Here is a 13,401-nt window from a genome sequence, read left to right as displayed (position 1 = left end):
CGACCGATTTTCTCAAATTTTTGCCGCACATGTCTGCTGCCGCTACTTCGAAACCGATCACGCCTGCCAATGGCAGTCACGTGACCGCATCGACCGAAAATTTAGGATTTCGCGTCGACTCGCTCGCCGTTGGAATGGTGGTCATGCTGGGAATGACGATTCTGGGGCGAGGAATCGGGTTCATCCGCGGGATGGCATTTTGTCGCCTGATGGACGACACCGACGTGGGTCGCTGGTCGATGGCATTCGGGTTTATCACCCTGATCACGCCGGTCATGTTGTTGGGCATCCCTGGCGTGCTGCCGAAATTTACCGAGTATTTTCGTCGACGAGGCCAATTGTCGTCGTTCGTTCGCAGGATTGCGGTCGGAACCCTGGCGTGCACCGGCATCTTCGTCGTGGCAATGTTCCTGGCTCCGTCGCGGTTTGGCTACTTCATCTTCTTGCAAGCGGAATCGGCGTCGCTGATCTACAGCGTGGCCACGGCGATGGTAGGCATGATTGTCTACAACTTTGTCTCCGATCTGAACGCGTCCTTACGTCAGGTTCGGTTGGTGTCGTTGATGCAGTTCATCCACGGCGTCGGGTTCACCGTGCTCAGTCTGGTCTGGCTGGTCAGCGGCGGGCACTTTGAAGGCTTGATGTGGATGTTCACGGCGGCTTGTTTGATTGCCACCGTCCCCGGTTTCGCTTCGCTGATCAAAAACTGGCGAGCGGTCACAAATTCGCACGAAGACGAAGCCGGACAACTCCAGAAAGCTGAATTTTCCAAGGAAGCTGAACTGTCTCAAGAAACTGCACGATCCAGCGGAACTGGCGAAACGGATGAGGCTGGCGATTCGGTGCCACTGAACCTGGCTCACATGGTGCGCCGGTTGGCACCGTATGCGTTGGCGTTGTGGATGGTGAATTTGATCGGCAACATGTTTGAGTTATCCGATCGTTACATGATTTTGCACTTCTTGCCCGTGCCCAGTGATTTGACCAGCGGGATGTCGCTGGAGTCCATCACGGCACTACGTGAAACGATGGGGCAGGCCGCCGTAGGCCAGTACCATTCTGGCCGCATCATTCCGATGGTGTTGTTGAGCGTGGCAACCATGATCGCTGGGGTGTTGGTGCCGTACTTGTCGGCCGATTGGGAAGCCAAAAAATTTGCTGCCGTGCGGACTCGCGTGGGCGATGCACTATTGGCGGTGTCGCTTGTCTTCACGCTCGGCAGTGCCTTCGCAATCTTGGTCGGACCTTACGTCTTCGGAACCCTGTTACAAGGGCGGTACTCTGACGGTTTGCGTCTGATGCCGATGGCGTTGTGCTTTTACACCTGGGCAGCGTTGGTTTCGATCGGCCAGTGCTATTTGCTGACCGCCGAAAAGGGTCGGTCAATCGCAGTCGCCATGTTAGGTGGGCTGATCGCAAACATCGTGCTTAACGGGATCCTGTTGCCGCAATTCGGTTTGACCGGTGCGGTCGTTGCGACGCTGTGCTCGCATGGAATCGTGATGCTGGGTATCTGGAGTGCGATGGTGATTTACGGATGTCCAATCACCAAAACCTGGGTGGGTCTTTCGCTCTTGCCCGCCAGTCTTCTGGTTTCACCTTGGCTAGCCATGATCACCGTGTTCATCGGCATCGTGCTCGTTTGGCGTGACGATGCTCAACGCGAACGGATCATCGACGCCCTGCCTGCGAAAGTGCGAGCATTCGTTTGAGTGGGATCTCGATGAAGCGGTGAGCCAAGAAAGCTCGTTCGCTTGTTCACTCGATCAATTGATTCAATCAAGTTGTTCAGTCAATCAACTTATTCAGTCGATTAAGTCGGGCAGATTCATCCCGCACACGTTACCTGGTTCGATGAAGGCCAGTCGAGTGATCCCGTAGGTGCGGATGTCCCATTCGCCCGCAGGCAGTCGAGCAAGATTAAAATTGGTGTCCGTTTCGGCGCACAGCACGCTGCCGGGAGGTGCGTTCTTTTGCACCAGGCGAATGATGTGACAAAGTTTCTCAAGCGTTTCTTCGTCTTCCCAGAACACGTACGGAGGGCTCAGGAAGACGATCCAGGGTGTATCGTCGCCTGGTTTGGCTCGCAGCATGTCATCGGCGACATAAAACGCGTCGGCCGAAACGAGTGTGTACTTCGACGCCACGCCGAGGTGATCGATCGACTTCTTGATTTGAATGGTCGCCTGGCGAACCGGTTCGACAGCAATCACGCTGCTGGCACCGCGTGACAAGGCTTCAAAACCCAGAACGCCGGTTCCGGCGAACAGATCGAACGCGATCGCGCCTTTGCACGCGCGGCCCAAGATGTTGAATAGGTTTTCGCGAACACTGTCACGCATCGGCCGCGTGAACTCCGCACCGTGATAGGTGACCGCTCGGGCTCGCATGGATCCACCGATAATTCGCAGTTTGCTCGGTTTGGTGTTCCCGCCGGACGGATGTTTGGATTTAGACTTTGCGGGCATTAAAATTCGTTCGATGCTCGAGAGAGCACGTTTGGGAAATCGGGAGCGGTCGACAAGCTAGGACCGAGAGGCGGAAGCCTCTTAAACAGTACGTTCCCAGGCTAGAGCCTGGGAACGAGCAGGAATGATGAGCTGATGATTCAATCGCCAACAGCTCATCCTTTGCACTTAAAAACGTCGGGACAATTGGTGGCGGCGTATGGATTGTCGCTCGGCTCTCCGAGCCGATAGCGGGCGGTCCAACGCTTTCGGTTCGGAGAACCGAGCGACACTGATTGTTCCGACGATGCTTAAGCCTTTGGTGCTTTGCGAAGATCCAACCACTCGCTGTGGAAGCTGCCGTCGCGGTCGGTGCGTTGGTAAGTGTGGGCACCGAAGTAATCGCGTTGAGCTTGCAACAAGTTCGCTGGCAAGCGAGCCATTCGGTAGCCGTCGTAGTAGCACAACGCGGCACTGAAGGCTGGCACAGGAATTCCCTTGATCGAAGCGATCGCGACGACCTTACGCCATTTCTCTTGAGCGTTTTCGACTGCGTCTTCGAAGTACTTGGTCAACAACAAGTTTTCCAGTTCAGGATCAGCGTCGAATGCTTCTTTGATGCGATCCAAGAATTGAGCTCGGATGATGCAACCGCCTCGCCATAGCAGCGCCGCGGCACCGTAATCGAGGCCCCAGCCGTGTTCGGCCGAAGCGGCTTGCAATTGCACGAAGCCTTGGGCGTACGAAACGATCTTCGAGGCGTACAAGGCTTGCTTGACGGCGTCGACCAATTCTTCCCGGTCGCCGATCAACGACTTGGCGATCGCCTGCATTTCGGGGTTGGACGAATCCGATGGGCCGTTCAGCGTTTTCGAAGCACGAACACGAGCTTCCTTTTGAGCGGACAAACCGCGAGCAAACACGGCCGTCGTTACCAACGTGCTAGGCACGCCGAGGTCGAGTGCCAGTTGGCTCATCCACTTGCCGGTGCCTTTGGCTCCCGCGACGTCCAGGATCTTGTCGACGAGGAATCCGTCGGCCCCTTCTTGGTCGTCCTTGGCGCTGAAAATGTCACGTGTGATTTCGATCAGGTAGCTCTGCAGCTCCCCACGGTTCCACTCGTCGAATACGTCGTAAAGTTCGTCGTTGGACAATCCGCCGAGTTCATGCAGCAATTGATAGGCTTCGCAGATCAACTGCATGTCGCCGTATTCGATGCCGTTGTGAACCATCTTGACGTAGTTACCGGCACCACCGCTGCCGAGCCATTCGCAGCAAGGGATGTCGTCGTTGGGACCCACCTTGGCGGCGATCGACTGGAACATTTCCTTGATGTGTGGCCATGCGTCGGCGCTTCCGCCGGGCATCAGGCTGGGGCCCTTCAGGGCGCCTTCTTCGCCGCCACTGACGCCGCATCCGACGTACAGCATGCCGGCAGCTTCGACTTGCTTGGTACGGCGTTCGGTGTTTTGGTATTGCTCGTTGCCGCCGTCGATGATGATGTCACCAGGCTCGCAGAACGGCAGCAATTGCTCGATCAACGCGTCTACGGCGGGACCAGCCTTGACCAGCATCATCAGCTTGCGAGGTCGTTTGACGGACTTCACGAATTCTTCGATTGTGTGCGTGCCGACAAAGTTCTTGCCCTTGGCACGACCTTCCATCAGTGCATCAACTTTTGACGTCGTGCGGTTGTAGACAGCGACTTTGTAGCCCCGGCTCTCCACGTTCAACGCCAAGTTTTCGCCCATCACGGCCAAGCCGATCAGTCCAAAGTCACAGTCACCGCTCATCGTATAAGTCCCTCTGTTGGTCTAAAAGTTATTTTTGAGCACGGATTCTAGATGGTGGGCAGCCAATCCGAAAGCCGGTCGCAGATTCGGCATAAGTCGGTAAGGTGGACCGCGGACGGTGGACAGACTGACACACCGTTATCTGACTACTGGTGTTATTGGCTACTGATGGATTGCCTGCGACCTGAAGCCATTCAGCTAGCCGAGTTGCTGTCGCGCTGGAACAAGCCGCTTTTTCCACCGTCTTTGTGTTCCAAGCGGGTCTGCAAAATCTCCATCGATCGGTCGACGGATTTCAGCATGTCGTAAACGGTCAGTGCCGCGACCGAGGCGGCCGTCATCGCTTCCATTTCCACACCGGTCTTGTAGGTCGTCTTGACGGTGGCGGTGCATCGCAAAAGGGCGGACGGCGACGCGGTATCGCTGCACTCGATATTCGGGGCATCGTTCCACTCAAATCCGATCTCAACGCCTTCGATTGGAATAGCGTGACACAGTGGGATCAGGGTGGAGGTCCATTTGGTGGCGGTGATTCCGGCCAGTCGGGCTACTGATAGCACGTCACCCTTCCGGCTGTCGCCGTGACGGATGGCTTCAGCAGCCTGGTCATTCATCGAGATGACGGCCGAGGCGGTCGCGGTTCGCGCGGTGATGGACTTGGCCGTCACGTCGACCATGTGAGCTTGGCCGGATTCATCGAAATGAGTGGATCGCTGCATTGCCATTTGGGGGTGTGGTGGGATGATGATAGGCGGTCAAAAACCGGTGCGACGCTGGCCTTCGGCTTGAGACAATTTCACAAAAACGGGGCTAGAAACTGGCAAATAATGCTTCGAAATTCGGTCGTTCTAAAGAACTCCAGCCGGTCGGATCTCGTCTAAACGATACCACGAAAAAAAATTTGCTTAGTGTTGTTTGATCTTGACTCGCGATTAACGGCAATTCGCCGCTCGTTTCGCTGATACTGATTGTTCCTGCTGAATCACATTAAAGAGTTGACCCGGTTTTACTCGACACTAAGCCTTGGAAGGACACTTTCTTTTCTCCAACTGTTTCAAGCCGAGTCACGTTCACGAACGCGACAACCGTTTGCGAGAGATCGAGAAGGGAAGGTCGACGGACACCCAGGGGGGAAATCTGGGGAACATGTTCGGGTGTCCCGCTTCATTGCGGTTACATGAACATGGTTGATGAACGATCTCAGCCGATCGTTCCGCGTAGAGATAATTTGGTCAGACTCGCCAGCGGTTCGTCTAAGGACGAAGCGACATTGGGGAGACTGTATGCCGGGTATCTATGTGGGGAACGATGGGCCGAGCGTGATATTTCAACATCTGATTTTTCCTCCCTCAACGGTCGTGTGCCCACACGAACGATCCAATTTCGATTTTAACATTTATCAACCGCGAGAACTCCCACTTCGGTTTTGCGTTCAGCAGGATGCGAGCCGGCTGGTCCAGACCCAGCGTTTGAAGAGTCTTGAAAGTGAATCCGCCGCGACCCACCGCGAATTAACGGATGATCCCGATCGACTTCGAAAGCGAGCAAGGACCATCGGGAAAATGGTTACCGACGCACCATTTTCTCAAGGGAAGAATCAACGAGGCGTTTGGAGTACCTAGTATGAAGGTCTTCACAACTGGTCAGGTCGCTAAGATCTGTAAAGTTGCTCCGAGAACTGTTAGCAAATGGTTTGACTCGGGGCGTTTAAAAGGCTATCGAATTCCGGGATCGCAAGATCGCCGGATTCCAAGAGAATATTTAATCAAGTTCCTGAAAGAGCACGGTATGCCCTTGGGCGACCTGGAAGACGAAGCGATGGCAAAGTGCCTGATCGTCGCCCAGGACCAAGTGTTGATCGAGAACTTGAAGCGAGAGCTTCCGCCAGAAAATTCGTTCAAGGTTGCTGTTGCAGCCAGCGGATTCGAAGCGGGGATTCAAGCCGAAAGCTTCAACCCAGACTGCATCATCGTGGACTTTTCGATCGGCAAGATCGAAGCGGTTCAGATTTGCCAGAACCTGCGGAAGAACATCGACTTCACCGATATCGTGTTGATCGCATTGCTGCCTGATGATGGCCAGCCAATGAGCTTCGACCGTAGTAGCATCAACGAAACGTTCAAAAAGCCATTCGACGCGCACTTGCTCGCCGAACGTCTGCGAACGCTCGTTGGAGCCAAGAAGGAACTGGTCTAAAACACCTTTCCAAAAACGACGCCTCATCCGCCACTGACGCCAGCCCGCTAGCGTCAGTGGCGTTGTTTATGCGCTGACCGTATTTTGACACTTTCAGCCCGTTACGCTTGGCAGCTTGCTTCCGCGGCGGGTTCGTCAAACTTCTCGCTATTTACAACGCGTCTCTTTCAAAAACGCCGCACATCACAATCACTCGATCTTATGAACCCCAGAATCCAGAAGCTTGTTAGTCAGCCCATTCCAGGCGATGCAGATGCCATCTTGGTCGTCGACGAAATCAATGTGCGTTACCTGACGGGCTTCACGGGCGACAGCACTTGGTTGTTGGTTCGGCCCGACGGCAACGTGGTATTGCTGTCCGATGGGCGATACACGGCACAGCTCAACAACGAGTGTCCTGGGTTACCCACCCGGATTCGGCCGCCGGGACAAGGCATGAATGAGCTTTTGGCGGAACTGATTCAGGACGAGAGCATCCACAAGGTGGCGTTCCAGGCCGACCACGTACACGTCGCCAGCATGAACGCCTGGGCGAGCGATTTGCCCGAGGTGAGCTGGATTGAAACCACTGGTTTGGTCGAGGAGCTTCGCCAGATCAAAGATGCTGGCGAAATTGCGATCATTCGCCGAGCGATCGATATTTCCCAGCGGGCGTTTCAGACAATCACGTCGGAATTGTCGTCCGAGCAAACGGAACAGGAAATTTTTTATCGCCTGGAAGCGGAGATGCGCCGCCTGGGAGCCGAAGGGGTGTCTTTTCATCCGATTATCGGTGCCGAACCCAGTGGAGCCCTGCCGCACTACCGACCCGGTCCGGTCAAACTTGGCGATTGCCAGAGTTTGTTGATCGATTGGGGATCTAAGGTTGATGGTTATTGCAGCGATTTGACGCGGACGATTCAGCGACCGGGACGCAATTCTCCTGCGGCCACGCGATTTTCGGACGCTTATCAGCACGTGTTGGACGCTCAACTTGCAGCCATCGCCAAGATTGGGGACGGCGTTCCGGCGATCGAGGTGGACCGTGCGGCTCGTCAATCGCTGGAAGATGCTGGTCTCGGCGAGGCATTCAAACACGGGCTCGGGCACGGTTTTGGGCTGCAAATCCATGAAGATCCGCGAATGGGGCCGTCGTCGGTTGGGACGCTGAAGGCCGGGATGGTGGTCACGGTGGAACCCGGTGTGTACTTCGATGGTGACTTTGGCATTCGTATCGAAGATGACATCCTGGTGACCGAAAACGGATCCGAGGTTTTGAGTGACTTGCCCAAGGGTCTCGATGACTGTCGGATCTTGCTGTAAAACATCCGCGACACGGCGACTATGATCGAATTAGTGCTGTTCCCCATTCAATATCCCAGCTAGCCCCGTTCAGGCCTTCCGCATGACTGCTGATTCGCCCAAAAGCGACCCGCCACCGAAAAAAGGCGGTTCTTCGAAAAGCCAGCCCTCCAAAGCTTCGTCTTCTGGATCGGGTGACGTCTTTGACATCGACCGAATTCGACAAATCGTCGAGTTGATGGAACAGCACGAGCTGAATGAAGTCGATCTCCAGCAATCCGACGATCGAATTCGTCTGACACGTGGCGGTTCGGCCCCCGCGGCTCCGGCTTACGCTGCTCCAGCGGCCGCCGCTCCTGCACCGGCTCCAGCCGCTGCTGCACCCGCGGCCGGATCAAGTCCCGCCGGCGACGCGGCCCCAGCCGGAACGATCACGATCAACTCACCAATGGTGGGTACGTTCTATTCCAAGGCTAACCCTGAATCGCCGGCGTTCGTTAAAGTCGGCGATACCGTCACCGAAGACACGGTCGTTTGCATCGTCGAAGCGATGAAGGTGTTCAACGAGATCCCAGCGGAATGCAGCGGGAAGGTGGTCGAGATTCTTGCCAACGACCAAGAAGCTGTCGACTTTGGTAAGCCGCTCTTCCGCATCCAAACGAGCGGTTAAGGATCTTTTAAATATGTTTCAAAGAATCCTGATCGCCAACCGTGGCGAAATTGCACTGCGTGTGGTCCGAGCTTGTCGCGAGATGGGCATCGAATCGGTGGCTGTTTACAGTCAAGCCGATGCGGATTCCATGCACGTCAAACTGGCGGATCGAGCGATTTGCGTTGGCACCGCACGCTCGGCAGACAGCTACCTCAAAATTGACCAAATCATTGCCGCCGCGGAAGTCGCTGGTGTGGACGCGATCCACCCCGGTTACGGCTTCTTGGCTGAAAACGCACAATTCAACGAGATGTGCCGCAGCAGTGGTTTCGAGTTCATTGGCCCATCACCCACGGCGATGGAAAAGCTTGGCGACAAGAATACCGCTCGCTCAATGGCCGTCGCTCAAAACGTACCCGTCGTGCCTGGTAGCGATGGGTTGATTGCCGACTTCGAACGCGCTGCCGAAACCGCTCGCGAGATCGGATTCCCGGTCTTGATCAAAGCGACCGCTGGTGGCGGCGGCAAAGGGATGCGGGTTGCCGAATCCGAAGAGGTTTTGGTTAGCCAACTGGAAGCTGCTCGCAACGAAGCAATTGCGGCGTTCGGTAACGGTGGCGTTTATCTCGAGAAATTCGTCGAGAACCCAAGGCACATCGAAGTGCAGGTGATCGCGGACACTCACGGTAACGTTTGCCACTTGTTCGAACGTGATTGCAGCGTCCAGCGACGTCACCAAAAGTTGGTTGAAGAAGCCCCGAGTGCTGACCTTCCACAAGACCGACGCGAAGCGATTTGCGACGCAGCTGTGCGGATGATCGCCGGTGCGGACTACGCCGGTGCGGGCACGGTCGAGTTCATCGTCGACAAGGATTACAACTTCTACTTCATCGAAGTGAACGCGCGGATCCAGGTCGAACACCCGGTTTCGGAAATGGTTACCGGCGTCGATCTGATTCAAGAACAGATCCGCGTTGCTGCTGGTTTGCCGTTGTCGTTCCGTCAAGAAGAACTGAAGTGCACCGGTGCGGCAATCGAATGCCGAATCAATGCAGAGGATCCGACCAAGAACTTCCAGCCCAGCCCGGGCAGGATTGAGTCGATGTTTGCACCCGGCGGATTGGGCGTGCGGTTTGATTCACACGTCACGGGCGGTTATTCCGTGCCGCCGTATTACGATTCGATGATCGGCAAACTGATCGTCCATCGACCGACTCGAGAGTTGGCGATCGCGACGATGAAGCGGGCCCTTCGAGAACTGCAGGTGCAAGGCATCAAAACAACGGTGCCGTTCCATCAATGGATTTTGAACGATCCATCGTTCCTTGATGGCAGCGTCGACACCAAGTATGTCGATCGCGTCTACAAAGGCCAAAGCTAAAGCGAGTTTGGAAGCTCCAGTCGACGAGCGGATGATTCCAATAGGAACGCCGCTAGTCGATTCTAGCGGTATGTCACCACCAGGCTCATCCGTGCGTTCCTAAACCGGATTCGTTTCGAATGAATGAGTTAGCTTCCGTGGACTCCCGCCGACACCTTCGGCGAGCTGGTTATGCCGCTCTGATCGGTGGCGTGCTGCTAGCGATCCTGCAGTGGATCGCGCCGCAAACGGATTACCAGTACGTGTTCTTTGCATCGGCGTTGGTCGGTGTGGTGACCGCCTTGGTCGTGCTCTTGCAGTTGCAGCGAGCCAGTTCCAAGTCGGGGCACCCATGGCGAGTTCCCTGCGCCGCATTGATGCTGGTCATCGCTGCGGTAGCGTTGGTGCGAGTGAAAACGATCTCTGGCGAAATGGTGCCGCAATTTGAGTGGCGGTTCGCCTCGCGATCGGTTCCGGAACTGCAGCGGGCCGCTGATATCGATCCGATTTCGCCAGAAGCATCCGAGTCGGAAGCGAGCGATGATGAAACTTTGCCGGCCGCAAGTAACGACGTCGCTGGTGGTGCAACTACCGCTGAAGAAGTGTCAGCTGATATGGCTAATAGCGGTTCGCCATCAGATTCGCCCAAATGGACTCCGGTGTGGGGACAATTCCTGGGGAATCAACGTAACGGCGTCGTTGCGAAACGTGAGTTCAAGGTGCCCTCGTCCGCTGATCAGATCGAACAACTTTGGACGATCGGAATGGGAGCGGGTTGGGCATCCTTTGCGATCGCCATCGATTCAGATTCAAGTGGGATCGCGGTCACTTTAGAACAGCGGGAAGATCGCGAATGCGTCGCGGCATACGATCTGATGACCGGTAGGTTGCGATGGTTGGTTGACCAAGAGGCTTCCCACTTCAATCCACTCGGCGAAGGTGGCCCGCGTTCAACACCGACCATCTTCAATGATCGTGTTTATGCCCAAGGTGCGACGGGCTTGGTGTGGTGCTTGGATCTGCAAACAGGCAAGGAAGTATGGAAACGAGATCTCTTGGAAGCGGGCGGTTGGGATCAGACGGCTTCGGAGGTTGCCATCGCATGGGGACGCAGTGGTTCGCCGTTGATCGTCGACGATCTTTGCGTGCTGCCGTTGGGCGGACCGGAAGAATTGGGCGGTCGTGACGAGCTGGCACCGAGGTCGCTGATCGCGATGGATGCGGGCAATGGAAAGACTCGTTGGACTGCGGGCGAAGGCCAGATCAGTTACGCGTCGCCGCAATTGCTGACCCTTGGCGGTCAACGGCAAATCGTGTCCGTCAATGAGGCGGATATCACCGGCCACGCGATCGATACCGGGGACGTGCTTTGGAAAACCGAATGGGCGGGACAGTCCAATGGCGGGGCAAATTGTTCGTCGGTGATTCCCGCAGGCGAGGACCGTTTCTTAATCGGTAAGGGTTACGGCGGCGGTAGTGCACTGATCGAAGTTCGCCGCGACGCTGAAGTTTGGAAAGCCGAAGATGTCTGGCGATCCAATCGAGTTTTGAAAACCAAGTTCAATCACTGTGTCGTGCGAGACGGTGTCGCCTATGGATTGTCCAACGGTGCCTTGCAGGCCGTCGAGATCGAGTCGGCAAAGCGCTTGTGGGAACAGGGGCGTCGCGGGCGATACGGACAAGGTCAGGTGATCTTGGTTGATGATTTGTTGATCGTCCAAGCCGAAATGGGTGAGTTGGCGATCGTCGAAGCGAACCCTGACGAGTACGTTGAACTCATTCGCTTCGATGCCTTACAACAAAAGACCTGGAACATCCCCAGCGTCGTGGGCAATCTCTTGCTAGTGCGAAACGCCGAACAAGCGATCGCGTTTAAGCTGCCGGCTCGCCCGTAGTCTGCACGCCCATTGTCTGAACGCCCGTAGCTTGCACGCTGATTCGGAAAGCGGCCAGACTTGTCCGGCCCGGCCAATGAGTGTGCGAACCTATTCGATTTGCGCTCTCGAAGTTTGGCTCGCCGGAAGTTTAGCTCACAGGAAGTTTAGCTCGCTGGAAACAGCGACTGGATCGAATCGGCTAAACGACGGTAGTCTTGGTAGAGAGCTTGATAGGCATCATGGCGATCCTTTCGTGGTTCCACGATGATTGATTTGCCTTGCCCGCCGGCCATCACGGTTGCCGCTTCAGCAAAGGTGGAGAATCCGCTTCGCTCTTCGCCCGCTGCGATCATTCCCAACACGGCCGCGCCTACAGCGGGGCCTTGCGTGGATGAATGAATCTCGATCGGCATGCCCAGTACATCGGCATAGACTTCCACGAACGCTCGGTTGTGGTGGGGAAGGCCGCCGGTGGCGATCAATCGATTGATTGGCACGCCGCCATTGACAAGCATCTCGACGATCCATCGCAGTCCAAAAGCGGAAGCCTCCATCAACGCCAAGTACAGATTGGCAGGGCCATGCTCTAGACCCAAGCCAACAAAACCGCCACGAAGTCCGCCGTCCATCAGCGGAGTACGGCATCCGTTCATCCAGTCCATACATCGGACACCGTTCGCGCCCGGTGGCAACTTCATCGCGTCTCGAGATAGGTCGTCAAAGTCATCCAGATTGAGCATCTTCAGCAACCACGCGAACGCATCACCAACGGCAGCTTGCCCGGTCTCGTAACCGTAAAGTTCTGGCAGAATCCCGCCTTTGACAACGCCGGCGATTCCCGGGATGTCGATTAACTCAGTGGCGTTGAGCATGTGGCAGCTACTGGTCCCCATTACCATCACAAGTGCTCCTGGATCAGCCGCGCCCACACCCGGCACCGCCGCGTGGGCATCGATGATTGCCGTCGAAATTGGCGTGCCCGCTTTCAAGCCAAATCGCTCGGCCATCGCTTCGGTCAATCCGCCAGCGGCCTCACCCGGCGAACGCATGATGCCAGGCAAACGATTCGCTACAGCTTCCGCGAGTGCTGGATGTACGGCTGCAAAATACTCCTGCGAAGGGTAGCCTTCTTCGGCCGACCACATCGCTTTGTAGCCAGCCTGACACGTAGAGCGTGTCAGCGCTTCAGCGGATCCGCCGACCAATTGCCACACGAACCAATCGCCTGCTTCCAGCCAAACTTCCGCTGCGTCGGCAACAGTCTGGTCGCACTCAATGGTTTCCAGCATCTTGGGAAACAGCCATTCGAGTCCGATGATTCCGCCGTATCGCTTCAGAAACGATTCTTGTCGTTCCTTCGCGATCGCATTCATCCGCTGCGTTTGGTCCAACGCCCCGTGGTGTTTCCATAGCTTAGGCCACGCCAACGGTCTTGAACGAAGCGATTCGATCTCGCTGAGCGGCGTTCCATCGGCTTTGGTTGGTAACATCGTGCAACTAGTGAAATCAACGCCGACGCCCACGATGCTGTCCGCGTCGATGCCAGCCCCCGAGATTGCGGCACGAGTTGCCGCTGCGGCGGATTCCATCCAATCATTGGGAGCTTGCAACGCATAGCCCGGTGGCAATTTCTCTGTGCTGCCAGGCAACATTTCGGTGATTTGACCATGCGCATAGTCATGGGAGGCCAAGCCAAGTTGCTTGCCCGCTGAATCGATCAACAGTGCGCGTACCGATTCAGTACCAAAATCTAAGCCCAGCGAAACTGGGCGAGCAACAGAGGAGTTCATGGTAT

At 55.9% G+C, this 13,401-nt stretch carries 10 protein-coding genes; 6 read left to right on the top strand and 4 right to left on the bottom strand.

Translation table 11 applies throughout. The features are described 5' to 3' along the window. The first annotated feature begins 29 nt into the window (after nt 1–29). A complete protein-coding gene (locus ACR3ZL_RS17280) occupies nt 30–1,712 on the top strand; it encodes a lipopolysaccharide biosynthesis protein (RefSeq protein ID WP_473651870.1) in 1,683 nt (560 codons plus the stop codon). Nucleotides 1,713–1,805: 93 nt separating this feature from the next. Here ACR3ZL_RS17280 and ACR3ZL_RS17275 read toward each other — a convergent pair whose 3' ends face one another. The 3 genes from ACR3ZL_RS17275 to moaC all read right to left on the bottom strand — a co-directional run bounded on the left by ACR3ZL_RS17275 (nt 1,806) and on the right by moaC (nt 4,959). Continuing rightward, complete coding sequence (locus ACR3ZL_RS17275) at nt 1,806–2,468, bottom strand: RsmD family RNA methyltransferase (RefSeq protein ID WP_473651871.1); 663 nt, start codon at nt 2,466–2,468, stop codon at nt 1,806–1,808. A 290-nt stretch (nt 2,469–2,758) separates the two neighbouring features. Beyond that, nucleotides 2,759–4,240, bottom strand: coding sequence for a decarboxylating NADP(+)-dependent phosphogluconate dehydrogenase (gene gnd, locus ACR3ZL_RS17270; RefSeq protein WP_473651872.1), 1,482 nt, complete (start codon nt 4,238–4,240; stop codon nt 2,759–2,761). Between the two features lie 194 nt (nt 4,241–4,434). Next, nucleotides 4,435–4,959 carry a cyclic pyranopterin monophosphate synthase MoaC gene (gene moaC / locus ACR3ZL_RS17265; RefSeq protein ID WP_473651873.1) on the bottom strand — a complete coding sequence of 175 codons (525 nt, stop codon included), beginning with the start codon at nt 4,957–4,959 and terminating at the stop codon, nt 4,435–4,437. A 904-nt stretch (nt 4,960–5,863) separates the two neighbouring features. Between moaC and ACR3ZL_RS17260 the strand changes: the two genes are divergently transcribed. From ACR3ZL_RS17260 to ACR3ZL_RS17240, 5 genes are all read left to right on the top strand, one after another. After that, nucleotides 5,864–6,436, top strand: coding sequence for a helix-turn-helix domain-containing protein (locus ACR3ZL_RS17260; RefSeq protein ID WP_146578062.1), 573 nt, complete (start codon nt 5,864–5,866; stop codon nt 6,434–6,436). Nucleotides 6,437–6,637: 201 nt separating this feature from the next. After that, nucleotides 6,638–7,738 (top strand): M24 family metallopeptidase, encoded by a 1,101-nt coding sequence (locus ACR3ZL_RS17255; RefSeq protein WP_473651875.1) that lies wholly within the window; start codon nt 6,638–6,640, stop codon nt 7,736–7,738. A gap of 82 nt (nt 7,739–7,820) precedes the next feature. Then, nucleotides 7,821–8,387 carry an acetyl-CoA carboxylase biotin carboxyl carrier protein gene (gene accB / locus ACR3ZL_RS17250; RefSeq protein WP_473651876.1) on the top strand — a complete coding sequence of 189 codons (567 nt, stop codon included), beginning with the start codon at nt 7,821–7,823 and terminating at the stop codon, nt 8,385–8,387. A 13-nt stretch (nt 8,388–8,400) separates the two neighbouring features. Next, complete coding sequence (gene accC, locus ACR3ZL_RS17245) at nt 8,401–9,750, top strand: acetyl-CoA carboxylase biotin carboxylase subunit (protein WP_473651877.1); 1,350 nt, start codon at nt 8,401–8,403, stop codon at nt 9,748–9,750. 119 nt (nt 9,751–9,869) lie between these two features. Further along, nucleotides 9,870–11,624 (top strand): outer membrane protein assembly factor BamB family protein, encoded by a 1,755-nt coding sequence (locus ACR3ZL_RS17240; RefSeq protein ID WP_473651878.1) that lies wholly within the window; start codon nt 9,870–9,872, stop codon nt 11,622–11,624. Between the two features lie 146 nt (nt 11,625–11,770). Here ACR3ZL_RS17240 and ACR3ZL_RS17235 read toward each other — a convergent pair whose 3' ends face one another. Beyond that, the gene (locus ACR3ZL_RS17235; RefSeq protein WP_473651879.1) at nt 11,771–13,396 is read right to left on the bottom strand and encodes a ribulokinase; all 1,626 of its coding nucleotides are present in this window, start codon (nt 13,394–13,396) and stop codon (nt 11,771–11,773) included. Nucleotides 13,397–13,401 lie beyond the last annotated feature (5 nt).

This window comes from Rhodopirellula sp. J20-39 (assembly GCF_057365095.1).
The sequence above is the reverse complement of the archived record's forward strand: the minus strand, read 5'-3'. Positions and strand labels throughout refer to the sequence as shown.